Below are 23,586 nucleotides of genomic sequence, written 5' to 3' on the forward strand. Positions count from 1 at the left end.
AATGTTTTTAATTACAAGTTTTACTGAAACCTCTAGCATCTCTTCTATAATGTTCATATAGAGCATTTTTTAACTCGTTGTTTTTGATTTCACTTTTAAAAGATTCTGTTTCGTGTAAGCCTTCTAATGAACTATAATAATAAAAATCTTGCCAACTCCAATTAGTTGAATTTCCTAGTATATCGAAAGAAGCGCTTTCTACATAATTAATATTACTTTGCGGTATCAAATCATCTCTAACTTCTGTAAAAATTTGTGATAGTGTTGGTACCATGTAATCGAACATAAATCCATGTTGTTCTTGTTTGGTAGCGCAAGTACCGTCATAATATTCTTCTATGAGTTCTTTAAACTCTAGATTATTTAAATAATCAATTGTTGTGCCAGCATTACAATCTTTTCTTTTAACACTTAAATATGCATGTATAGATTCGTGTATAATGGTTTTTGCCATTAAAACATTAGAGAGTTCAAAACTTGTAGCGGTAAGTTTATTTTTATTTATTTTAATTAACACATTGGCTGTTTTAATAGAACCATCTGTATTTAAAGAATAATTTTCTAGTTTACAGTTTCCGTTTGTTTGTGTTCTGTCTGGTTTCGTTACAAAATCATCTGCAATTTCAAATTTTACATTAATGTCTTTGTTTACATCAAAAAGGTTAATAAATAAGTCTTTAAATTTAGGTGATTTAATTACCTTATCATAAATACACTTGAACTTTTCGGCAGCTATTTTATTGTCTGGGGTTACTGTAGGTAGTTGTATAGAATCAAGCACCTGAGTCATATCTACTTTAAAAGGAGATTTTTGGGTAAGGTCAAAATTTTCGTTAATGTATTTTATTGATTTGGTTTTAATAGCTTCTAAAGCAAAAGCTTTCACCTCGGCATTAACTATTCCATTAATTTTATTAGCATCTAGAAAAAGTCGTACTTGGGTTGCATCAGGTATGTTATTGTATAGCCATGATTTTTGAGTAGTATTGGTAATACCTAAGTCTTTTACCATTTGTACTACCAATCCAGCATTTTTTATTCGCTCTATTTCTATCTCCTTTTTTTGCCTGTAAATACTTCCTAAATCTAAATCAGAACCCCAACTAGCCTTAGCCATTTGTAAAACTCCTTTAATTCGATCGGCTTCTTCTTCTGAGATATTGTTTAACCATTCTAACTCATTAAGGTTACTTATTGTTAAATCTTCAACGATAAAATCTACCGCTAAATTATCATTAATTGGTGTTAATGCCATTATCTTATTAATCTCATTTTCTTTGAGTTTTTTATGTTCTGCTTTGGCTTTGTTTGTATTAGTAATAACATACTGTGTATAAGAAAAACTTCCAACCCGAATAAATAAAGGGATTTTATCCATATATTCTTTGTAAATTTTTTTCCAATAATCAGGATGAAAAACAGTTAACTCTCCTAATTTATTAGCTTTGGCGTGATTTAAAACATACTCTTTAGTACCAAAATCTTTAGGCCATACTGTTCCTGAGTTGCTACCTTTATAAACCTTGTTTATATATTTTTGCATTAAATTTAATTCATTCCAAGTACTAAAGCTTTTAAAATGTGATTCTTTGCTTCTTAACAAGTCAACAAAAAAGTTCTTTTTGTTTAACATTATATCAGAAGAAACAGAAGAAGGACTCATATCCTTAATCATTTGGTTTAACCTGTTTTTAATTCTTTGATTATCGTTCATAGCAACATCGTTACTATAGTAGTTTGATAATTCATTTTTTAAAAGGCTAGCAACGTCACTTAATGATTTATAATTAGATAAAGGTTGTCCGTTATACTTGTATAAACCGTATTTTGAATTATAAAGATTCCCATTTTTTATTTCTTGATGCCTTAATGTTAAACCTTTTAGGTCTTTCATTATAGTTGTTCCTTCAGCTTTTTTTGAGTTTATAGAATTCCCATAAGATCGGTTATAATAATTTACATTATTGGTTGTTATTCCTCTTTCTAATCTTTCGAAATAAATATCTCTGGCTATTTTATAGTAATCACCATATTTACTAGTAGTGTTGGTATAAGTTATTCTGTCTAATTCGGTTTTCACTATTTTTTCTTGTATAAACAACCAATCGCTTATTCCTTTAGATTGAATAGAATGAATTAAATTTTCCATTCGTAAAGTATGCTCTATATCATACTTTCTAAAACTAATGTTTTCATATCCTGCACAATTAAATTCTGTACATTCTGCTTTTGGCTGTAAATCCCCAATTACTATTGGGTTATCTTCTAAGAATTCATCACCAGGCATTATCCTTTGTGTTACTTGTGCGGATATTGTACTAGAGACAAATACTAAAACTATAAATATTATATATAATATATTCTTTTTCATTGTAGCTATTTTTTTATGATAATTCTTGTTTTTCTTTCTTGTCCTACTAGTATGGTTACTACATACACTCCTTTTGGTAAATCTATTCCTTCAACATAGTATTGATAGCTACCTGTTTCCTGACTAGAGAGAGGTTTAATTAATTTTTCTCGTAATCCATTTATATTTGTAATGGTTACTTTTGTATTTGCTGGCTGTTCCAATGAATAGGACACAATTAAATCTTTTTCAAAAGGGTTTGGGTATAGTTTTATAAAATTGTCTTCCTGTTTTGAAAGTGCAGTTAAGACTTCTTCTGAAAGTTCTTTTTCCGAGTTTTCTATCTTTTTTTTCTTTTTTAAAACAAAACGAATAGGGACTCCTAATTCTTTCCAAGCATTTACGTAAGTTTCTAAACTTCCTGTTAAGTAGGTTTCTGAATTAAATTGTTTGATAGAAATGTCTGAAGAAAGTAATTGATGTTCTAAAACAGATGGAATATTTTTACTAAATGAAATATGAGGTAATTCAACAGTAACATCATTAAAGTAAAGACTGTTATCTAGTTTTGTAAAATCTACATTTTGCTCTTTATCAGCAATGGTAGTAGTTATATGTAGTACATCACTTTCTTTATTATACTTTGCTGTAATTTTAAAAGGAATTTTATTTTCTATATGAGTAGCAGACCAATCAAAAAATAGTAAATCTCCTTCCCATACTCCATCAAGTTGTTGTTTGGTAACTTTTGCTAAGGTAGAGGTATCTTCTTTACTTAAAACTTGCTTAATCTCTTCTACATTTACTACTTCTGAGTTTTTGGATGCTTCTTTTGTTGGTTCAAAGTTGGTTTTTAATAACTCATTTGCTTTGGCTATATTTTTATCTACTCCGTAACCATGGTAGTAACATACCCCTAACCAATACTTTGCCATCGGATAATTACTCTTTTCAAACCATTTTATAGCTTTATTATAATCTTGTTTAACGGTACCAAAACCTTTTAAATACATATATCCTAAACTATAAGCAGCTTTGCTATTTCCTTTTTCAGTAGCTTTTTTAAACCATTTTATAGCCTTGTTATAGTTGAGTTTACATCCTTTACCATATTTATATAAAACACCTAAATCTGTCATGGCAGAAACGTTACCTTGTTCTGCCGATTTCTTAAACAACTGGAAAGCTTTTATATAATCTTCTTCTGTCTTTTTAATAGCATATAGTCTAGCCATTAAAAGTTGAGCCTTAGCATTACCAGACTCAACACATGGAGTTAAATATTCAACAGCTTTAAAAAAAGACTTTTCGCTGTTTTCATCTAGATCCAAATAATAAATTGTATCCTCAATATTAACTGTACAATCTAACTCCTGTTGTGTTCCCTCTTGTTTATCTTGATTAGTTATTGTAGCTTTTTCAATACTTTCATCAATCTTAATTTCAACGTCCAATAATTCTTCATCAATTGATATTATGCTTTCTTGGGCTTCGGTTAAAGTTTTATTTTCAATCTTTAAAGGTTGTTTCTTAAGTAGCTCATAGTCTTTTAGTGCTTTAACATAATCCTTGCGATTGTTTTCTGTTTTTAAATCCGCTAGTATTTTTTTTAGTTTTAGGTTTTGACTCACTTCTTTTTCTTGTGCATTGAGTGCCGATGTAAATAAAGCAATCAATACAATAATCCTAGTAATTTTCATTTTTATGTATTAATAATTAAGTTAAAATTCTTAGCAATAATATTTTTCTCATACCTAAGGAGGATGATTAAGACTTTACGTGTAGTGGTGTATAATTATGAAGCGTTGGAAAGAAATTACATAGCTTTTTTCTGTGATCTTCATTTTTTTGTTCTTGTGCTTGTACATGAATACATGCAAAGCAAAGAACAACTAATAAATAGTTGAATTTTGTTTTCATATCGGTTTAATTATTCGGGTTGCAATTTTTTTTAAGAGAACAATTTTTTTCGCTAATGAAACAAGTAGATAATAATTTACCCTACCCAAAAAATAAAATAGTATTACAGATTTATTTTAAGGTATAATTAAAGAAGAACTATGCCTTGATATCAGCGACCCATGCCGTGGTGTTAACGGAGCGTGCCGTAATATCAGCGAGCTTTCTTAACAGGTATGTAAATACAATAAAGCGTGTAGAAGAACTTTATAAATGAATTGTAGCTAACTTTCAGTATAAGAAACGTAGGGGAGGTGATAAGCTATACGTTTCGGGTTGGTATTAGGCTAAATATAAATATTTTGCTTTTATCTTTTTTCTCATAAACGTCAAATTTTATATTTGGCGGATTTATAAATAAAAACAGACATTTCGAATAAGCCCAAAACTCTATGTTTTCTTATACATTGTTAGCAACAGATGTTTTTATTTTTTATTCATAGAATTAAGTTTTTTTACTAAAATTCAAAAGTATTTCTTCATCACTTTTTTCATCAATTATGTTTTTAGAATAGCAAAAACTTATGGTAGGTTCTTCTTTAAATTTTAAATACAAATTAGGTCTTAATAGTCTTGATTTATTATCGTTAAATAAAGAGCGTATTTCTTTATTTGGGTTTCGCCTAACAGTAAAACAATATATTTTTTCAGGATCTTCACTGTCACTTTTTGATAAAGAAGAGAGCATCAGTTTTTTAAAATTCTCTGATTTTTTAGGATTAACTTTAGTGGGAATGAATCCTGAAAAATGAACTTCAAATTGTTTTAATATATCACCAAGGTTTTTTGAATATGCAATATTGAAAAACTCTCTTAATGTTCTAGCATCCGTTATAAAACCATTTGAATTAACAGGTAATGTCAAACTTTTATTAATATTATCGGATTTAATTATTTCAGTTTTTAAAAGTGCATATTTAGGTCTTTTTTCGTGGTGTTGATATAATTTGGTAAGAATTATATAGTCATTACTTTTGTAGTTAAAAGGAAAAGCTTCTATAACCCAACCTTTCTCAATCATATCAACTTTAAGAGACTTGAAATTTTCAAAAATGTTCATTGTACTAACCTATTTCTTAAGTCGAACCGATTATTTTTTCTTTGTCAATGTCAATTCCTTTTTCTGACTTAAGATAATTTAGTAGATCATTTAAGTTATTGACATTTTTAAAATCTGAATAGAATTTTTGAGCATTAATAAAATCATTTTCTTTATATTTATTAAAATCAATCATTTTGTTATTTCGAAAGTCTGCAATACAAAATCCTGATATAAAAATAGATTTAGAATATTTATGAATAATATTGATAGCTATACTCGAAATTACAATATCATTCATTACAAACACTTTTTTTCCAGCATTATCAATTTCTTCTTTAAATCCAATTTCTTTCAAATGCTTTTCTGATGTGTCGATTGGTCTTATTCTATCAATTACACAAGAGATTTTGTCTTTAGATTTGATTAGTTCAAGACCAACTAACCAATAGTAATCAAATTGTTTTAAAGTTAAAATTTTAGCAAATCCTTTTTCTCTCCTTATTTCGTTAAGGGTAGAATAGTCTCCACCATAATGAACATAATCTTCAATTTCGTAAAGTGATTTTCTCATTGGTTTTGTGAATTTGTTGCCAACGGGTTTGTATAAGCTTCAGTTTGGGTTTGGAAAATTTATTTTCGAACCGAAATAAGAAGCTAGTTAAAAATAGTAAATTTTGTTTTTACAAGTATAGTCCCAAATTGAGCTTATACATTGTTAGCTGCTGTTTTTTTCTTTAGTTTTTCAATTTCATAATTTTCATCAAAGAAATTAAAGCTACTATTGAACCATTTTTTACTATAAGTACTGTTGATAGTGTTTTCTGTAAATTCATCGAGTAGTTTTCTTTGACTCTTTTTTGACAAATTTTGCCAAAACAGAGGTGAGATTATAGTGTTTTCACAATTTGCTATAATCAATGAAGTAATAGCTTTTTCAAGTTTTAAATCATTTAAACTGTCTAATTCATCAAGCAGAGTTATTGACTTGTTTTCAAAAGGAAATGCAGCAATTATAACAATTGTACTATTTTTATCTGGTAAAAATGTTATGATTGGATTTTCGTAAGGAATATTTGGGTCATGATGATTATTCATAGATTTTCCACTATATGTTATTTTAGGGCTCATTTGTGAAGATACTGCAAAAGGATACAGTCCTTCTTTTTGATAAACAATATATTCTAAAGAATCATAATTTTTGTTAGCTATAGCATTATCTAAGTAATGTTTTCCTTTTTCTAATTCAGCTAAGGCTATTTCATTTCCTCCTATCATTCGTGACTGCATATGTTGTGAAAATAAACTCCCATTATTCATCTTATTTTTCTCAAAGTTAGACCAATAATTCAGTTCTTCTTTTTTTCTATGATACGAATGTGCAAAAGAGCGGTATGAATGAAGAAATAAATGTTTCTCCGAGTCATGGTCAAATTCAAAATTCTCAATGGGTGAGAATAGCTTTGAATCATGAAAATCACAAAATCCAAAAAAGGTAGATGCTTCCTTACGACCAATTGGTTTCAGGTCTTTAAGCATATTTTGTTCTCCATAAATAAAATTTGTTAAAGTATATAGTGAGATATTTTTATTTACTTCGGAAGCAATTATTGATATTCTTCCATTATTTTGGATGCTATGAGCTTGTTTAATTTTCCCTTTGCATTCGTCTTTATCGTGATGAAAACATTCTTTAATATTAAATAAACTCTTTTGTTTCTGAACTTCTCTATTAAATTCTTCGATATTCATTTTCTACAGCAGCTAACTCGTTATATGTCAAACTTTAGTTGTTTTATTCTGGCAAAAGGATGGGATAACATAAAGTTTAGCAATTTTTATACGCTATCAAATATATTAAAACCAATAGGTTACCTAAAATAAAGTTATTAACGAGTTATTGGTATTTGTTAATTAATTATACAATTCCAACAAACTTACTACAAGGGGTGTGCAAATTCTTACGGAATTCCGGAAATCAATTAATTTTTATGATTTGTAACACATTTTATTAAATGGTCACTTTAAAGAAAGCCTTAACGATATACTTTTCGTTTGCTAATTTTTACGTCTCCCTTTTTTTCTAAGGATTTTATGACCCGAATTACGGTTTCTACTCGCAAACCTAAAATATCAGCTATTTGTTGCCGGGTATAGGCTACTTTGAATGTGTATTTTCCTTGGATTTTGTATACATCGTCTTTTAAGTAATCAATAAATCGAAGTACCCTGTGAGCAGGTTCTTGGCTTGAAATTTCTGAAGCTATAATGGCTTTGTAGTACAAACGTTTGGCTAAACTTTGGGTGATTTTTAAATGAATTTCAGGATTGTCTTGTAGTAATTTAAACAAATCACTTTTAGCTAAAGCTAGAATCGTACTATCAGAAATAGCCACCGCATTGGCAGGATAGGTAACATCAATAAATAAAGGAGGTTCCCCAAAACTTTGATTTTTATAAAATATCCCTTGAATAAACTCTTTACCATCATCGTTAAAATTATTCATTTTCACGGCTCCAGTTACTATTTGATAGTAATAATGAGCTGTTTGTTTTTCAGAGAAAATAAGTTGTTCTTTCTTATATTCCTTAGTGTCAGCATTGTATTTTAAAAGAAGTTCTTCAGGTATCATTATGATTTAAGTCATAAATTGCAATAGCATAAAGATATACTTTTGTGGTGTATTTTAACAACGATTTGTAAATGGATAAAAGAGATATAGAAAATAGAGAAGATGTGTATAAACTGGTATCAACCTTTTATAATGATAAAATTAGAAAGGATGATTTTATAGGTCCTATCTTTTTGAAAACAATTCCTGAAGAAACCTGGGAAAGCCATTTACAAAAACTCACCGATTTTTGGGAGACCAATTTGTTTTTTGTGCGAAAGTTTAAAGGAAATCCTATGAAAGCACATAAAGATGTAGATAGAGATTTCGATTTTTCAATTTATCAAGAACACTTTGGTCGCTGGTTACAACTATGGTTTGAAACCGTAGATGAACTTTTCGATGGAGTAAAAGCACACGAAGCCAAGGAAAGAGCAAGAAATATAGCTTCTATGCTCTTTTTTAGAATGTTTGAAGCAAAGCCAAAACCTACTTCATAAGTATTTGATAAAAAATCATAAAGATATTTCCTAAAAAACTAATAATAAAGGCCCAAACAATTGCTTTAAAAGGGCGTTGACTTATTGCTACTGCATTGGCTCCCATAGCTGTTGCGCAAGCAAAAATTAAAGCAAATAAATTCACGTCGCCATCTACGGCTAAAGCGGCAGTTATAGAGGCAATCATAGAACCTACAGTAATTAGAATTATTGAGATACCTATGCTGTTTTTTTCTCCTTCGGCTATTTTCTGGTTGATGTAAGTTAAAATTCCAAGTCGAGTGGTTTTTTGATATACTTTTTCTGTGGTTAAGTTTTCTGTAGTTACCATAATCTAATTATTTACTTCAAATTTAGTGGTTTGTAAATGAGTATTTTATGATTTAAGTCATAAATGAAGAAGGATAAAAATTGATTTTATTAGATAGATATTTTTATCTTCACATATTAAAATTTGTCCTGTGGAGTTAACAACCGTTATTTATATTGTATTGGCCGTTTTAGTAAGTATTGCTATCGCTTTTTTTCAATACTTCTATAAAGTAAAAAGAACTCCGAAAGTACATATTATGCTTTTTGCTTTAAAAGCACTGAGTCTTTTTTTGATAGGCTTGTTGCTTATTAATCCTAAGATTAAGACTATAGAGACCGAAAATATAAAGCCTGTTTTAGCTGTTTTGGTAGATAATTCTCTTTCTACTCAATTTTTTAAAGAAGAACAAAATGTTAGGGAAGCGTTATCGAAAATTCAAAAAAATGAAGCGATTCAAGATAAATTTGAGGTTCAGTATTTTTCTTTCGGAAAAGAAGTAGATGTTCTGGATACCTTGTTTTTTTCAGATACACAAACCAACATTTCAAAAGCTATAAATGCTGTTGATGAGTTAAATAAGGATAAAATTTTAACTTCAGTATTGATAACTGATGGGAATCAAACTCAGGGAAATGATTACGAATTTGTAACCTCAAAAAATAAAATATTTCCAGTTGTTGTAGGAGATACGATACAATATCAAGATGTGCAGATATCACAGTTAAACGTTAATAAGTACAGTTATTTACAAAACAAATTTCCTGTAGAAGCTCTGTTGTATTATGAAGGAAAAGAAAAAGTTAATTCTACTTTTACAATTCAACAAAATGGACAAAAAGTGTTTTCTAAGAATGTTGAATTTTCCCCAGAAAATCCTGTACAAACCATTACTACAAATTTGCTATCTACAAAAAAAGGATTGCAATATTATGCGGCATCAATCAGTAAAATTAATAAAGAGAAGAATACTAAGAATAACTACAAAAGCTTTTCTGTAGAAGTTATTGATGAACAGACGAAAGTATTGTTGTTGAGTTCTTTTTTGCACCCTGATTTAGGTGCGTTAAAAAAAGCTATTGAAAGTAACAAACAGCGTAAAGTAGACATTGCTCTTATATATGATAAAACTGTAAATCTAGAGGACTATCAGTTGTATGTCTTGTATCAGCCGACTAGTTATTTTAAGAGTGTGTTTGAAAAAATATCGTCAAATTTTCTATTGATATCAGGAACAAAAACCGATTGGAATTTTATCAATACTCTAGATATAGGAATCAACAAGAGGGTTATTAATCAAACAGAAGAATATACCGCAATTTATAATCCGAACTTTTTAACGTTTTTCCAGGAAGATATTGGTTTTAATCAATTTCCACCATTACAAGACAAATTTGGAGAAGTCCAATTAAAAAAGGAAGCTCAAAGCTTGTTGTATCAAAAGTATGCAGGTGTAGAAACCACGCAACCATTGTTATCCACTTTTGAAGAAAATGAAAAAAAACATGCAATATTGTTCGGAGAAGGAATTTGGAAGTGGAGAGCAGCAAGTTATTTAAAAGAGCAAAATTTTGAAAGCTTTGACACATTTATAGGGAATATAGTTCAGTATTTAGCGTCTAACAAAAAACGAAAAAGGTTAGAAGTAACCTCAGAACGATTGTATCCAGCAAATGCTCCCATTACCATTACTGCTTTTTATGTAGATAAAAACTACCAGTTTGACAATAGAGCTACTTTAGAATTAACAATAACTAACAAGGAAACTAAAGAACAGAAAAAACTTCCATTTTCGTTAGTAAACAACTCCTATCAAGTATCGGTAGAAGGGTTAACCTCAGGAGAGTATTCGTATCAAGTTTCTGTGGCAAATCAAAATATACATAGCTACGGACAATTCAAGATTACTGATTATCAAATAGAGGAGCAGTTTACGAATGCAAACAAAAAGAAGTTGCAAGCATTGGCTTCAAAAACAAAAGGGAAAGTGTTTTATCCTACTAAAACAAAAGAGTTATTAGATACTTTGGTTAATGATGAATCGTATTATACTACACAAAAATCAATAGCTAAAGAGCAAAATTTAATCGATTGGAAATGGATTTTGTTTTTAGTCGTTGCATTTTTAAGTATAGAGTGGTTTATCAGAAAATACTATGGTAAAATTTAAGAAACCAATTGAGTTTTGTTGGTTTTAGAAAGATTGTTGACGAAATTTGTAACAAAGAAAACAATATGAGATTTCACACACGTAAATGGGTAAAACCAGAAGATTTAAATCCTAATGGGACACTTTTCGGAGGAAGATTATTACAATGGATAGATGAAGAAGTAGCCTTATATGCTATTATTCAGTTAGAAATTCCGAAGACAGTAACTAAGTTTATGTCTGAAATAGATTTTGTTAGTTCAGCAAAGCAAGGAGATATTATAGAAATTGGAATTGATGTAGTAAAATTTGGAAAAACTTCAATTACGTTAAATTGTGAAGTTCGTAATAAGATTACAAGAAAAACGATTATTGCAATTGATAAGATCATTATGGTAAGCTTAGACGAAGAAGGAAAGCCCTTTGCACATGGTAAAACTAAAATTGAATACGTTAAAGACCGTTTAGATAATTAGTTTTTAATTAAAACTTTTTACATTTGCTACACTAAAGCATTAGGATTGAAAAATAGTATCATTTTTTTATTTGTACTACTGTTGCTAACGCCACAAATACAAGCACATAACGATGTGGTTGTATATGATACTATTGAAAATCATGCAGACTTTAATGAGCTGCATGAAGAACTTCATCACCAAAATGATAACGATCAACAACGTAGTGAAGAGCATCATCATCATTGTTCTGTTATTAGTACTTATGCCAGTTTTATACCAGAAGAATGTAACTATGATTTTCCGTTATTTGTTGAAATAAAGCAAGAAATAACTTGTTACAAAACAGGATACTACAATTCTTATTTATCGGCTATTTTTCAGCCTCCTAGAGTCTAAATTAATTATTTATAGTTCACTTTCATAGTAATGAAAGTTTTTTGCATCTTTTTAAGAAAAGAGATGTCATATGATACACATATATATAATTAATTTAAAACAAATACATGTTAAAAAATATAGTACTTGTAATAGCAATTATGTTGTTTGCTATACAGGCAAAAGCACAGAATTCAGCACAATTTAAAATCATTTCCGATGAGAAAGAGCCTATAGTTGGGGCGTCCGTTTATTTAAAAAATACAACGTTAGGAGCAGAAACTGATTTTAATGGATTGGCAAAGATAAATAGCGTACCCAATGGAAAGCAAACTTTTGTTGTGTCTTTTATAGGATTTGAAACCGTAGAAAAAACAATTGTATTCCCAACAACAAAAACACAGTTTACTGTAGAGCTACACGAATCAGAAGAAACTTTAGATGCAGTAGTAATACAATCTGCTCGAAGTAAAAGAACCATAGCAGAAATACCAACAAGAATAGAGGTAATTGGAGCAGAAGAACTAGGTGAAAAAGCAGCAATGAATTCTGCTAATATAGCTATGCTACTTCGCGAAAGTACTGGGATTCAAATGCAACAAACATCAGCTAATTCTGCTAATCAAAGTATTAGAATACAAGGTTTAGATGGTCGATTTACACAGTTGTTAAAAGATGGATTTCCATTGTTTGGTGGTTTTTCAAGTGGATTGAGTATTATGCAAATTCCCCCTTTAGATTTACAGCAAGTAGAAATAATTAAAGGAAGTTCTTCAACTTTATATGGAGGAGGAGCCATAGCAGGATTGGTAAATTTGGTTACGAAACAACCTAAGGATGAAAGAGAAGTTAGTTTAATGTTCGATCAAACATCTCGAGGAGGAAGTACCATCAATGCTTTTTATAGTGAGCGTTATAACAAGATAGGTGTAACTTTATACGGATCTGCTAACAGACAAGAAGCAGCAGATGTAAATAAAGATCATTTTTCTGATATTCCACAAGTTAGAAGTTTTAGTATCAATCCGTCGTTATTTTACTATCCAAATGAGAGAGAGCAGTGGCGTTTAAATTTTAATACCACAGTTGAAAATCGTATTGGAGGAGATATGGATGTAGTAGAAGATCGTATGACTTCTGATCATAATTTTTATGAAAAAAACAAGACAGAACGTTATGCTGCACAATTGTCGTACTCTAACAATATTTCGGAGGATAAAAGCTTTAATTTTAAAAACAGTGTAAGTTATTTTAAACGTAATTTATCTCTTCCAGATTATACTTTTGATGGTAAACAATGGGCTACTTTTACTGAAGCTAGCTATAACCTATATAATGATACCTCTGATTGGGTTTTTGGAGGAAATATTTTTACTGAAAAGTTTATAGAAAATCCAGTAACAACTGTTGATAGAAGTTATAACCAATTTACTTTTGGAGGTTTTGCTCAAAACAATTGGAAACTAACTGAGAACTTAACGCTAGAGAGTGGTTTACGAACTGATTATAACGACCATTACGGAACATTTGTATTACCAAGAGTCTCATTATTTATTAAGTACAACGAAGCTGTTTCTAGTAGAATAGGAGGGGGATTAGGGTATAAAATACCAACTATTTTTACAGAAGATGCTGAATTGCTTTCGTATCAAAATGTACAGCCAATTAATTTAAGTAATTTTGAAGCTGAAACTTCTATAGGCTTTAATGCCGATGTAAATTATAAAACACGAATTTTTAACGATAATGTTTCTTTGTCGTTTAATCAGTTGATTTTTTATACACAGTTAAAAAACTCTCTATTACTGGAAGAAAACGGAGTGAATTATGAGTTTATAAACTCCAGTAATCCTTTAAATAGTTATGGTGCTGAAACAAACTTAAAGTTAAAGTATAAAGATTTTATTTTGTTTACCAATTATGCTTATAACAATGTTAAAATTGATGGAAATCAAAAAGCCTTAACACCTAAACATAGTATTGGTGGAGTATTAATGTATGAGGTGCACGATAAATGGAGAGTAGGATATGAGGCTTATTATAAAAGCTCTCAGCTAAGAAATGATTTAACAACAACTCCTAATTTTTGGACGATGGGATTCATGGCAATGAGAACTTTTGGTAAAATAAGTATTTACACCAATTTTGAAAACTTTACTGATACCAAACAGCAGAATTATCAAAGTATGATTCAAGCGCCACATAATAATCCAGCTTTTACGGATATTTGGGCTCCTACTGATGGATTTATATTCAATGCAGGAATCTTGGTGAAATTATAGATAAAGAGGAGCTAAAAGCTCCTCTTTTTGCATCTTTTTCATACATTTAAAGTCAACTTATAAAAACATGGGACATAGCCATCATCATCATTCACATGGAAAATCAACAGAAAATATTGCCATAGCATTTTTTTTGAATCTGGCATTTACAATTATTGAGCTTATAGGAGGTTTTTATACCAATAGTTTAGCTATTATGTCCGATGCTTTACATGATTTAGGAGATAGTTTAAGCTTAGGACTATCATGGTTTTTCCAAAAAAAATCGACAAAAAAAGCCACCAAAAAGTATTCTTATGGGTATAAGCGTTTCTCGCTTTTAGGAGCTATTATTAATTCAATAGTGTTGGTTGTAGGATCTGTTTTTATTATCAAAGAAGCCATTCCAAGAATTATTACACCAGAAAGTACCGATGCAAAAGGAATGATGTGGTTAGCTGTTTTAGGTATTGTAGTAAATGGGGCAGCAGTATTAAAATTAAATAAAGGAACTTCTATAAACGAAAGAGTAGTATCGTTACATTTATTAGAAGATGTACTAGGCTGGGTAGTTGTGTTATTAGCTAGTATAGTAATGCAGTTTTGGGATGTACCAGTCTTAGATCCCGTTTTATCTGTGGGAATTGCAGGGTTTGTTTTATTTAATGTGTATAGAAATATAAAAGAAAGTCTTCGTATTATATTACAAGGTACTCCTGTAAATATTTCAATAGATGAACTTAAAAAAAGACTAGTGGCTTTTGAAGAAATTGAAAATATTCATGATTGCCATTTATGGACGATGGATGGAGAGTATAATGTTTTTACGGCTCATTTGATTTTAAAGGAGAAGAGTTTTTCATGGGAAGAAGCCAAATACATTAAACGAAAAGTAAAAAAACTATTACACGATGAGTTTCATTTAGAGCACATAACTTTAGAGTTAGAAGTATCTGCTTATGAATGCGAATATGAAAACTGCGGTTCGTCAATTTAGTTGTACATTTGAGTATAAAAAATATAAAAATGAATAGAAATCAAGTAGAGTTAAAGTTTCCTAAGTTCGGATTATTAATACCTGTAGCGATAGTTTTAGTCATATTTTTAGTAAAATCTACTGTAACCATCAATTCAGGTGAAGCTGGAGTTTTATATAAAACTTTTGACGGAGGTGTTGTAACAGACAAGCCACCATTAGGTGAAGGATTTCATATCGTTGCACCTTGGAATAAGGTTCATGTATATGAGGTTAGACAGCAAGAACTTTTTGAGAAAATGAAAGTATTGTCATCTAACGGTTTAGAAATTCAAATAGATGCATCTGCTTGGTATCAGCCAGTTTATAATGATTTAGGAAAATTGCATCAAGTATTAGGAGAAAACTATTTACAACGTGTAATTCAACCAGCAATTCGATCGGCGGCTCGTAGTGTGGTAGGTCGTTATACACCAGAGCAATTATATTCAAGTAAAAGAGATGCTATACAAGATGAAATATTTGCAGAAACAAAAAAGATTTTAGAAACTCAATATGTTCAGTTAAACGAAGTTTTAGTTAGAGATGTTACTTTACCATCAACCATTAAAGAAGCGATTGAACGTAAATTAAAGCAAGAGCAAGAATCGTTAGAATATGAGTTTAGGCTAGTAACAGCTCAAAAAGAGGCAGAAAAACAAATAATTGAAGCTAAAGGAAAGGCAGATGCTAATAAAATTTTAAGTGCTTCATTAACCGATAAAATTCTACAAGATAAAGGTATTGAGGCTACTAATAGATTAGCGAACTCTAATAATAGTAAAGTGGTTATTATAGGTTCTGGTAAAAGCGGAATGCCAATTATTTTAGGAAATCAATAGGCTAGCGATAGAAAATAATAAAAAAAGCAACTCATTTGAGTTGCTTTTTTTATTTGATTATTGTTAAGTTTAATCTCTTCTACGCTTTCTTCCAAAACCGGCAGCAGATTTGTTATCTGATCTTCTAGAAGAAGTTTCGTTACTACGTCTTCTACCAAAACTTTTTTTAGTGTCAGAAGAAGTAGGCTTATCACTTCGACGTTTTTTATCATTAAATCCACCGTTACCATTCCTACCACGAGGTTTTCTTCCGCCACCGTTACCGCGATCGGTTTTAGTAACTTCAACATTTACAGTTCTTCCGTTAAAATCTGGGTCATTTACTGTAAAAGCTTCTAACGTTTCCTTTTCGTAGTTTTTGTCTATTTCAAAGAAAGAGAAAGTATCTAAAATATCAATGGCTCCAATTTCAATTTTATCGCCAATATTTTGATCATTAATTAAACCTATTAATTTTGCAGGGTTTAAACGATCTTTTCTTCCTAAATTGATAAAGAAACGCGTCATGTTTTCGTTTGAAGAACGACCTCTTGAATTTTCTTTAGAAGATAAGTTGTTCAGATCAGGAGCGTTTTCGTAATACGATAAGAAGGTATTAAATTCTAAAGAAACAAATTTTTGAATTAGTTCTTCTCTAGTTAAATCTTCTAATTTTTCATATATACTAGGTAAAAAATCTTCAATTTGATCAGTATTAACTTCTGTATTGTGTACTTTATCAATTAAATGAAATAATTGATTTTGACAAATTTCTTTACCCGAAGGAACTGGAGTATGAATAAACTCTTTTTTAATAATACGTTCGATAGGACGTAATTTTCCCTGTTCCTTTTTAGTAACTAAAACAATTGAAACTCCTTTGTTACCAGCTCTACCAGTTCTACCACTACGGTGGTTATAGTTTTCTATTTGATCTGGTAATTTATGGTTAATAACGTGTGTTAGGTTATTAACATCTAATCCACGAGCAGCTACATCTGTAGCTACCAACATTTGAATGTTTTTCTCACGAAACTTTTCCATTACCGAATCACGTTGTGCTTGTGATAAATCACCATGTAATGCATCAGCATTATAACCATCCTTAATTAAATTATTGGCTACTTCTTGTGTTTCTCTTCGTGTTCTACAAAAAACAATTCCGTAGATATTTGGATTCAAGTCAGCAACTCTTTTTAAGGCTTGATAACGTGTTTTTTCATTTACCAAATAGTACTCATGACTTACGTTGTCTGAACCTTGATTTTTTTGTCCTGAAGTAATTTCAACAGGATTTTTCATGTAATTTCTTGCTATTTCTTCTACTTCTCTAGGAAAAGTTGCTGAAAACAGTAAAGTTTGTTTACTCTCAGGAGTTGCTTCTAAAACTTGATCTAACTCATCTTTAAAGCCCATGTTAAGCATCTCATCGGCTTCATCTAGCACTAACCACTGAACATTACCAAGCTTTAAGGCTCTTCTTTTTATTAAATCAACTGTTCTACCAGGCGTACCTACTACTATTTGAGCTCCTTTTTTTAACTTTCTAATTTGCTCTTCAATATTTGCACCACCATAAACGGTAGCTACTTTTAAATTTGGTAAATACTTTGAAAAACCTTCAATATTATTACCAATTTGCACTGCTAACTCACGCGTAGGTGATAAAATAATAGCCTGTGTGTGCACGCTTGTTTGATCGATAAGTTCGATGATTGGTAAACTAAAAGCTGCTGTTTTACCTGTACCTGTTTGTGCAAATGCTTTTAAATCTTCAGTAGATGAAATGATTTGTGGAATTGCTTTTTCCTGAATAATTGTTGGCTTTTCGTACCCTAAATCGGTCAAAGCTTTATTGATAGGTTCTTGCAAACCTAAATCTAAAAATGTAGACATACTGTGTTTTTTGAGAATCCACAGATGCCCCTCCGCGAATTCTATATTAATATTATTAACCGTTAATCGGTTTTTTTTGGACGGTGCAAAAGTACACTAAATAAAATGAATAATGGTATACTATTTGTTTTTTTGTAAATCGTTGATTTCCTGATTGATATTTAAGGCAGAAAGGCTAGTGTAACCATTAAGGATAACCCCACTTTTATCAACTATAACCATACGAGAAAATTTGCTTGTAGAATATTCGCAAGTAGAGCTTCCTTTAGGTAATGTGTATTGGAATTTTATGTCTACGTTTTTTGTATATCTCTTAGAAGAATCGCACAAATTTACTAAGATGAAATTAACATCAGGATTATTTTTAACTAGAAAGTTAAATCGTGAAGATACCCAATCATCTGAGGCATATTTATAATTTTTAAATAAAATAACGGTATTTTTTCCTTTAGAAATATTCTGAACATCAATAAGTTCACCATCAGAAGCTATTAAGTTAAAAGAAGGAAGTTTTTCTCCTTTATGTAATAGCTTTAAATCATTTATGATGCGTTGTACCGCTTTCTTTTGTTCAATATTTGTGTTTAATTGGAAAAAGGTAAAGAAAGTTTCATCTTTCTTTTTATGGTTAGGTTCTTTGAAAAAATGACTTATTACAGCGTTGTATAAAAGCTTATTTTTAATTTCTTCTGTAACAATATTTTTATCAATGGCATGAAATAAATCTACCGTGAAATTATCAGATTTACTCATGCAGTTTTTTTGATACACATCATTGTAAATTTTTTCAAGAACAAATTTGTAATACACCCCAAAAAACATTAAAGAATCCTTATCTATATGGGCATTTTTACGATAATCATAGTATGAATTAGCTAATATCTCAGGATCTTCTTTAGTAGCATTTTTAATGGCGTATTCTTCAAAGTTTGTATATAAAGGATACCTCAGGGCAATATCTAAAATGGAAAGAAATTTTTTAGAGGTGTTATTATTACTCTCTTTATACTTATTAAGTATCCCTGTTTTTACATTTAGTATAGAATCAATTTTATAAACAAACTCATTTTGAGGTAAACTAAAATATTTAGATATCTTTTTTTGATCTAGTTCGTATTCTAAAAAAGACTCTATTAATAGGTTGTTTCTTTCAGCATTATCACCACTAAAAACTAACGATTCGTCAAAATCCCACGTGTTTAATCTAATTAAAATGCTATCAGCAGGTTGAATGTAAACATATTGATGCTCAGGACCATGTTCAAAAACATACAATCCTTCCTTCAAATCATCATATTTACCTAAAAAAGTATTGTTTTTTTCTAAAGGGATGGTGTCGTTAAATTCATAACTGTCAGATAAAATGACAAAGTTAGATTTAGGATTGATGATTTTACCTCCAAAATAAGTGGGTTTTGGAGTATTGGATTTTGTGCATCCAATAAATACAATCAATATGAGAGGTATAAAATACTTAACCATGCCTTTGTTTATCCTAAATAACGATATTCAAAAATATAGAACTCTTTATTATTAGGCTGTTAATTCGTTGTTAAAAGAATTAAAAGGGTCAAATGTAAGGTGTTAAAATTTTCCTTGCAAATTCTTTTAAACTCTTTAGTTTTTATACTTTTGCACGGAATTAAAAAAAAAATACATGTTATCAGTTTCTAATTTATCAGTTCAGTTTGGGAAGCGTGTTTTGTTCGACGAAGTAAATACAAAATTTACACAAGGAAATTGCTACGGAATTATCGGAGCAAATGGAGCAGGAAAATCTACTTTCTTAAAGATTTTATCAGGAAAACAAGACCCCACTTCTGGTCATGTTCATTTAGAACCAGGAAAAAGAATGTCAGTATTAACGCAAGATCACTATGCTTTTGATGAATATACGGCATTGGAAGCTGTGTTAATGGGGAATAAAGAACTACACCAAATTAAATCGGAAATTGATGCTTTATATGCTGATTATACAGATGAAAATGCAGAGAAAATAGGGGAGTTACAAGTTCGTTTTGAAGAAATGGATGGATGGAACGCTGATGCCTCTGCTGCAAGTTTATTGTCAAACTTAGGGATTAAGGAAGAAGATCACTATACATTATTATCTGAGATTGATCCTAAGAAAAAAGTACGTGTATTATTAGCTCAAGCGTTATTTGGAAATCCTGATGTATTGATTATGGATGAGCCTACCAACGACTTAGATTTTGAAACAATTTCATGGTTGGAAAATTTCTTAGCGAATTATGATAATACTGTAATTGTTGTATCTCACGACCGTCACTTTTTAGATGCAGTTTGTACACATATTTCTGACATTGATTTTGGAAAAATTAATCATTATTCAGGAAATTATACATTCTGGTACGAATCATCTCAATTAGCAGCGAAACAAAGAGCTCAACAGAATAAGAAAGCAGAAGATAAAAAGAAAGAATTAGAAGAATTTATCCGTCGTTTCTCTGCAAACGTAGCAAAATCTAAACAAGCAACTTCTCGTAAGAAAATGATTGAGAAGTTAAATGTAGATGAAATTAAGCCATCTTCTCGTCGTTATCCAGCTATTATTTTTGAAAGAGATAGAGAAGCAGGAGATCAGATTTTAAATATAGAAGGTTTATCTAAAACAGATGCTGAAGGAGAATTACTATTCTCGAATATTGATCTTAACTTGAATAGAGGAGATAAAGTAGCAGTTATTTCAAAAAACTCGAAAGCTACTACAGCATTTTATCAAGTAATTTCAGGAAATGAAGAAGCTGACTCTGGAAAATACAGTTGGGGAGTAACGACTACTCAATCATATTTGCCAGCTGATAACTCTTCATTTTTCCAAAATGGAGAATTAAACTTGGTAGATTGGTTACGTCAATATGCACAAACAGAAGAAGAGAGAGAAGAAGTGTTCTTAAGAGGATTCTTAGGTAAAATGATTTTCTCAGGTGAAGAAGCTTTAAAGAAAAGTAACGTATTGTCAGGAGGAGAAAAAGTACGTTGTATGTTATCTCGTATGATGATGACCAGAGCTAATATTTTAATGTTAGATGAGCCAACCAACCACTTAGACTTAGAATCTATTCAAGCGTTAAATAACTCGTTAATTAACTTTAAAGGAACTGTGTTGTTTACTACGCATGACCACGAGTTTGCCCAAACTGTAGCCAACAGAATTATAGAGATTACACCAAAAGGAATTATAGATAAATATTCAACTTTTGATGATTATTTAGATGATCCTAAAGTAAAAGAATTAAGAGAGAAAATGTACTCTTAAGCATACATAAAAAGGGAACCAATTGGTTCCCTTTTTTATAATATATAGTTAGTTTTATTCTTCTGTAGTATCTTCAAAAAAAGTAAATACATTACCGCCGTAGCGCTTTTCGTAACTAAATTTAGGGTGATTAGTTAAATCGGTATGTTTAGAGTGTTCTATAATTAAAACGCCTTCTTCATTTAACAATTCACGTTCAAAAACTAAATCAGCAATTTTTAAAAACTGAGCTTCTTCAAAATCATACGGAGGATCAGCGAAAATAACATCAGTTTTAAGCGGAGTTTTTTCTAAGAATTTATATACATCACTTTTATAACTATTAATCTCCATTCCTAAATCTTTTGCTGTTTGATTAATGAATTTAATACAAGCAAAGTGAGCATCAACTGCATAAATAGTTTCAGTACCTCTTGAGGCAAACTCGTAACTAATATTTCCTGTTCCTGCAAATAAATCTAATACCGAAATATTTTCAAAATAATATAAGTTGTTAAGAATGTTGAATAGCGATTCTTTAGCCATATCGGTTGTGGGGCGAACAGGTAAATTTTTAGGTGCTGTAATTCTTTTACTTTTGTGTTTTCCTGAAATAATACGCATTAGGCTATAAGTATAAAGTTAGAGTGGTTCGAAAAATCTTCATCATCAACAAAGAAATTATTTACAAGATTCATAAAATGAATATTTCGAACATAAGTGTAAGTTATCAAATATAAATCGGATTCTTTTTCAATGTTTCCAATAAAAGTCAATTGAAAAGAGTCTGGATTCATTTGTAGTTGTTCTGCGACAAATAGAATGTAATAAATAAAATCTTCTTTTGTAGTGTAAGGAAATGAATTATAAAAAATAAGATTTCCTTCTTTGCAGACAACAATGTCTATATGATTAGGAGATACGTGTACAAAAAATTGTTTCTCTGAGTTTTCTTTAGAATAAGCTAATAGCTTGTTAATTAAAACAGTAGAGTGATGTTTGTATTCAAACTCTCCAAAATTTTGGAATATATAGTTGTTAATATTTACATAGGGTATATATACAGTATTAATTTCTGAAGTATCATGTATATCGTATGTAATAAAATCTGTAGCTAAAGTTTTAACTGTATATTTCAAATAAGGAGCTAAGTTATTTCTATCAAAAAGAGGAGTAGGAACTAACGTAGCTAAATTGTTTTGATGCACAGCAAAAACTGATACAAAGTCTTGTTGCAAGTCTTTATCTGTATCAAAAACATGAATAATTTTTTCTAGTAATAACTCAGGAGAGGCAACAGGAGAAGCAAATGTATATTCAGTAAATAGAATGATTTCTTTTGTTGTTGAGTTTGAAATACAAAAAGAAAATCCATCCAAACTAAATTGGATGGATAGACTTTTATGTTGCGCTATAACGCTAGTTTTTTTAGTCTTCTTTTGCAATAGCATCACCTTTATCGTAATAAGGAGGCCAGTTACCACCTGTAGTTACTTCGCTTAATGAACCTACTGAAACAAATTCACCTTTAATTTGATCTGATTCGATAGCTTCTAACTCTGCTTTAATTAAAGAAGGATTCATTCCTTTTAAAATAGGTTTTTTAGACACTTTAGCTTCAAAAACAGGAACTTCTAATCCTGCTACTTTTTCAACTCGTCCAATAGCTAATTCAAAGCTTTCTTCAGTACCAGGTACGCTAAACATACTCTTGTACTCTTTGCCTTCAAAATATCTTAAAACAGGCTCATATCCAATAGTATCAATTACTTTTTTAGAAACAGTAACAAAAATACCTCCACCTTTGTCTACTTTCTCTTCAACGTTTTTAGTCTCAGTTAAGGCTAACTTTCCGTTTTCAACAAAGCTTAATAATGCATCTTTATTGCTAGTATAGTTTCCATAAACTTCTTTATATTTTACTTCGGCATCACGAATTAATTTTAAGTTTTTGATAACTTTAGCATATCGTACTTTCTTATCTTTATTAAAATGGATTGGCTCCATAATACCATCGTAAATTTTAATAGCTAAAAATACAGAAACAGCAAGCAACGCTAATGAAACTAACCATCTCATTTTTAGAGGTACAACCTTAACAACAAATATTGCTAAAAGAAATGCAACTACCACAGCTGCCAAAATCATTAATAATAAATTCATTTTTTTAATTTTTAATGTATGATATTCGCAAATCTACAATTTTTTTTCAATGATGAAAACATTATTTATAAATAGATTTATCTTTGAACATTATTTGAAATATGATACAAACTGCCCCAAAATTCTATACAGAAATACTACAAAAGTTCCCTTATACACCCACACAAAAACAAAGTGAGTTGTTAGATGTTCTAACTCATTTTATTTTTTCTGATGATAATCGTGCCCTGTTTTTATTAAAAGGATATGCAGGAACAGGTAAAACTACTATTATAAGCACCGTGGTTCATAATTTATGGAAAATTGGTCAAAAAGCAGTCTTGTTAGCGCCTACAGGTCGTGCTGCAAAGGTGATTTCAGGGTATTCAAATAGACAAGCGTTTACCATTCATAAAAAGATATATTTTCCCAAGAAGCAG

Annotated in this window: 22 protein-coding genes; 9 read left to right on the forward strand and 13 right to left on the reverse strand. The window is 30.1% G+C overall.

Annotation, left to right across the window (positions count from 1 at the left end):
* Positions 1-7 precede the first annotated feature (7 nt).
* From ACQY6M_RS06705 to ACQY6M_RS06735, 7 genes are all read right to left on the reverse strand, one after another.
* Positions 8-2,371 (reverse strand): hypothetical protein, encoded by a 2,364-nt coding sequence (locus tag ACQY6M_RS06705; protein WP_428743080.1) that lies wholly within the window; start codon positions 2,369-2,371, stop codon positions 8-10.
* 5 nt (positions 2,372-2,376) lie between these two features.
* Positions 2,377-4,050, reverse strand: coding sequence for a T9SS type A sorting domain-containing protein (locus tag ACQY6M_RS06710; protein ID WP_428743079.1), 1,674 nt, complete (start codon positions 4,048-4,050; stop codon positions 2,377-2,379).
* Positions 4,051-4,117: 67 nt separating this feature from the next.
* Positions 4,118-4,270 carry a hypothetical protein gene (locus ACQY6M_RS06715; RefSeq protein ID WP_428743078.1) on the reverse strand — a complete coding sequence of 51 codons (153 nt, stop codon included), beginning with the start codon at positions 4,268-4,270 and terminating at the stop codon, positions 4,118-4,120.
* Between the two features lie 484 nt (positions 4,271-4,754).
* On the reverse strand, positions 4,755-5,369 hold the full coding sequence (locus ACQY6M_RS06720) for a DUF6037 family protein (protein ID WP_417874044.1): 615 nt from the start codon (positions 5,367-5,369) through the stop codon (positions 4,755-4,757).
* 16 nt (positions 5,370-5,385) lie between these two features.
* On the reverse strand, positions 5,386-5,922 hold the full coding sequence (locus tag ACQY6M_RS06725; protein ID WP_428743077.1) for a hypothetical protein: 537 nt from the start codon (positions 5,920-5,922) through the stop codon (positions 5,386-5,388).
* Between the two features lie 134 nt (positions 5,923-6,056).
* Positions 6,057-7,100, reverse strand: a complete 1,044-nt coding sequence (locus ACQY6M_RS06730) for a hypothetical protein (RefSeq protein ID WP_428743076.1) — start codon at positions 7,098-7,100, stop codon at positions 6,057-6,059.
* Positions 7,101-7,384: 284 nt separating this feature from the next.
* Positions 7,385-7,981, reverse strand: a complete 597-nt coding sequence (locus ACQY6M_RS06735) for a Crp/Fnr family transcriptional regulator (RefSeq protein WP_428743075.1) — start codon at positions 7,979-7,981, stop codon at positions 7,385-7,387.
* Between the two features lie 71 nt (positions 7,982-8,052).
* Here ACQY6M_RS06735 and ACQY6M_RS06740 point away from each other — a divergent pair, with 71 nt between their 5' ends.
* On the forward strand, positions 8,053-8,460 hold the full coding sequence (locus ACQY6M_RS06740) for a group III truncated hemoglobin (protein ID WP_428743074.1): 408 nt from the start codon (positions 8,053-8,055) through the stop codon (positions 8,458-8,460).
* Here ACQY6M_RS06740 and ACQY6M_RS06745 read toward each other — a convergent pair.
* Entirely contained in the window at positions 8,450-8,791 is a 342-nt protein-coding gene (locus tag ACQY6M_RS06745; protein WP_428743073.1) for a hypothetical protein, read from the reverse strand. The two genes, ACQY6M_RS06740 and ACQY6M_RS06745, sit on opposite strands and share 11 nt — an antisense overlap.
* Before the next feature lie 130 nt (positions 8,792-8,921).
* Between ACQY6M_RS06745 and ACQY6M_RS06750 the strand changes: the two genes are divergently transcribed.
* The 6 genes from ACQY6M_RS06750 to ACQY6M_RS06775 all read left to right on the forward strand — a co-directional run bounded on the left by ACQY6M_RS06750 (position 8,922) and on the right by ACQY6M_RS06775 (position 15,870).
* The gene (locus ACQY6M_RS06750; RefSeq protein ID WP_428743072.1) at positions 8,922-10,940 is read left to right on the forward strand and encodes a VWA domain-containing protein; all 2,019 of its coding nucleotides are present in this window, start codon (positions 8,922-8,924) and stop codon (positions 10,938-10,940) included.
* Positions 10,941-11,005: 65 nt separating this feature from the next.
* Positions 11,006-11,395: an acyl-CoA thioesterase gene (locus ACQY6M_RS06755; RefSeq protein ID WP_428743071.1), complete on the forward strand. Its 390-nt coding sequence runs from the start codon at positions 11,006-11,008 to the stop codon at positions 11,393-11,395.
* 45 nt (positions 11,396-11,440) lie between these two features.
* Positions 11,441-11,773, forward strand: coding sequence for a hypothetical protein (locus tag ACQY6M_RS06760; protein WP_428743070.1), 333 nt, complete (start codon positions 11,441-11,443; stop codon positions 11,771-11,773).
* A 107-nt stretch (positions 11,774-11,880) separates the two neighbouring features.
* A complete protein-coding gene (locus ACQY6M_RS06765; protein WP_428743069.1) occupies positions 11,881-14,034 on the forward strand; it encodes a TonB-dependent receptor in 2,154 nt (717 codons plus the stop codon).
* A 67-nt stretch (positions 14,035-14,101) separates the two neighbouring features.
* Entirely contained in the window at positions 14,102-15,010 is a 909-nt protein-coding gene (locus ACQY6M_RS06770) for a cation diffusion facilitator family transporter (RefSeq protein ID WP_428743068.1), read from the forward strand.
* Between the two features lie 29 nt (positions 15,011-15,039).
* Positions 15,040-15,870 carry a prohibitin family protein gene (locus tag ACQY6M_RS06775; protein ID WP_428743067.1) on the forward strand — a complete coding sequence of 277 codons (831 nt, stop codon included), beginning with the start codon at positions 15,040-15,042 and terminating at the stop codon, positions 15,868-15,870.
* A 69-nt stretch (positions 15,871-15,939) separates the two neighbouring features.
* Here the strand turns inward: ACQY6M_RS06775 and ACQY6M_RS06780 are convergent, their stop codons facing one another.
* Together ACQY6M_RS06780 and ACQY6M_RS06785 are read right to left on the reverse strand one after the other, a co-directional pair.
* Positions 15,940-17,745: a DEAD/DEAH box helicase gene (locus ACQY6M_RS06780; protein ID WP_428743066.1), complete on the reverse strand. Its 1,806-nt coding sequence runs from the start codon at positions 17,743-17,745 to the stop codon at positions 15,940-15,942.
* A gap of 120 nt (positions 17,746-17,865) precedes the next feature.
* On the reverse strand, positions 17,866-19,200 hold the full coding sequence (locus tag ACQY6M_RS06785) for a hypothetical protein (protein WP_428743065.1): 1,335 nt from the start codon (positions 19,198-19,200) through the stop codon (positions 17,866-17,868).
* Positions 19,201-19,402: 202 nt separating this feature from the next.
* Here ACQY6M_RS06785 and ACQY6M_RS06790 point away from each other — a divergent pair, with 202 nt between their 5' ends.
* Positions 19,403-21,025 (forward strand): ABC-F family ATP-binding cassette domain-containing protein, encoded by a 1,623-nt coding sequence (locus ACQY6M_RS06790; RefSeq protein WP_428743064.1) that lies wholly within the window; start codon positions 19,403-19,405, stop codon positions 21,023-21,025.
* Between the two features lie 54 nt (positions 21,026-21,079).
* On the opposite strand, the gene ACQY6M_RS06795 is transcribed toward ACQY6M_RS06790, so the two are convergent.
* The 3 genes from ACQY6M_RS06795 to ACQY6M_RS06805 are packed head-to-tail and all read right to left on the reverse strand — an operon-like array spanning position 21,080 to position 23,167.
* Positions 21,080-21,628: an RsmD family RNA methyltransferase gene (locus ACQY6M_RS06795; RefSeq protein ID WP_428743063.1), complete on the reverse strand. Its 549-nt coding sequence runs from the start codon at positions 21,626-21,628 to the stop codon at positions 21,080-21,082.
* Positions 21,628-22,449, reverse strand: coding sequence for a DUF3822 family protein (locus ACQY6M_RS06800; protein WP_428743062.1), 822 nt, complete (start codon positions 22,447-22,449; stop codon positions 21,628-21,630). Before ACQY6M_RS06800 ends, ACQY6M_RS06795 begins: the two co-directional genes overlap by 1 nt.
* Entirely contained in the window at positions 22,433-23,167 is a 735-nt protein-coding gene (locus tag ACQY6M_RS06805; protein ID WP_428743061.1) for a hypothetical protein, read from the reverse strand. Before ACQY6M_RS06805 ends, ACQY6M_RS06800 begins: the two co-directional genes overlap by 17 nt.
* A 101-nt stretch (positions 23,168-23,268) precedes the next feature.
* Here ACQY6M_RS06805 and ACQY6M_RS06810 point away from each other — a divergent pair.
* The coding region (locus ACQY6M_RS06810) for an AAA family ATPase (RefSeq protein ID WP_428744934.1) at positions 23,269-23,586 on the forward strand (318 nt) is incomplete at its 3' end.

The sequence above is a fragment of the Tenacibaculum sp. genome, assembly GCF_050290165.1.
Lineage (GTDB): Bacteria > Bacteroidota > Bacteroidia > Flavobacteriales > Flavobacteriaceae > Polaribacter.

What these genes read in the sequence shown, in the direction of transcription:
- ACQY6M_RS06725 (WP_428743077.1), bottom strand. Translation starts at nt 5,922, where the DNA reads ATGAGAAAATCACTTTACGAAATTGAAGATTATGTTCATTATGGTGGA.
- ACQY6M_RS06740 (WP_428743074.1), top strand. Translation starts at nt 8,053, where the DNA reads ATGGATAAAAGAGATATAGAAAATAGAGAAGATGTGTATAAACTGGTA.
- ACQY6M_RS06710 (WP_428743079.1), bottom strand. Translation starts at nt 4,050, where the DNA reads ATGAAAATTACTAGGATTATTGTATTGATTGCTTTATTTACATCGGCA.
- ACQY6M_RS06805 (WP_428743061.1), bottom strand. Translation starts at nt 23,167, where the DNA reads ATGAATTTATTATTAATGATTTTGGCAGCTGTGGTAGTTGCATTTCTT.
- ACQY6M_RS06765 (WP_428743069.1), top strand. Translation starts at nt 11,881, where the DNA reads ATGTTAAAAAATATAGTACTTGTAATAGCAATTATGTTGTTTGCTATA.
- ACQY6M_RS06705 (WP_428743080.1), bottom strand. Translation starts at nt 2,371, where the DNA reads ATGAAAAAGAATATATTATATATAATATTTATAGTTTTAGTATTTGTC.
- ACQY6M_RS06780 (WP_428743066.1), bottom strand. Translation starts at nt 17,745, where the DNA reads ATGTCTACATTTTTAGATTTAGGTTTGCAAGAACCTATCAATAAAGCT.
- ACQY6M_RS06795 (WP_428743063.1), bottom strand. Translation starts at nt 21,628, where the DNA reads ATGCGTATTATTTCAGGAAAACACAAAAGTAAAAGAATTACAGCACCT.
- ACQY6M_RS06715 (WP_428743078.1), bottom strand. Translation starts at nt 4,270, where the DNA reads ATGAAAACAAAATTCAACTATTTATTAGTTGTTCTTTGCTTTGCATGT.
- ACQY6M_RS06745 (WP_428743073.1), bottom strand. Translation starts at nt 8,791, where the DNA reads ATGGTAACTACAGAAAACTTAACCACAGAAAAAGTATATCAAAAAACC.
- ACQY6M_RS06775 (WP_428743067.1), top strand. Translation starts at nt 15,040, where the DNA reads ATGAATAGAAATCAAGTAGAGTTAAAGTTTCCTAAGTTCGGATTATTA.
- ACQY6M_RS06770 (WP_428743068.1), top strand. Translation starts at nt 14,102, where the DNA reads ATGGGACATAGCCATCATCATCATTCACATGGAAAATCAACAGAAAAT.
- ACQY6M_RS06735 (WP_428743075.1), bottom strand. Translation starts at nt 7,981, where the DNA reads ATGATACCTGAAGAACTTCTTTTAAAATACAATGCTGACACTAAGGAA.
- ACQY6M_RS06730 (WP_428743076.1), bottom strand. Translation starts at nt 7,100, where the DNA reads ATGAATATCGAAGAATTTAATAGAGAAGTTCAGAAACAAAAGAGTTTA.
- ACQY6M_RS06720 (WP_417874044.1), bottom strand. Translation starts at nt 5,369, where the DNA reads ATGAACATTTTTGAAAATTTCAAGTCTCTTAAAGTTGATATGATTGAG.
- ACQY6M_RS06755 (WP_428743071.1), top strand. Translation starts at nt 11,006, where the DNA reads ATGAGATTTCACACACGTAAATGGGTAAAACCAGAAGATTTAAATCCT.
- ACQY6M_RS06790 (WP_428743064.1), top strand. Translation starts at nt 19,403, where the DNA reads ATGTTATCAGTTTCTAATTTATCAGTTCAGTTTGGGAAGCGTGTTTTG.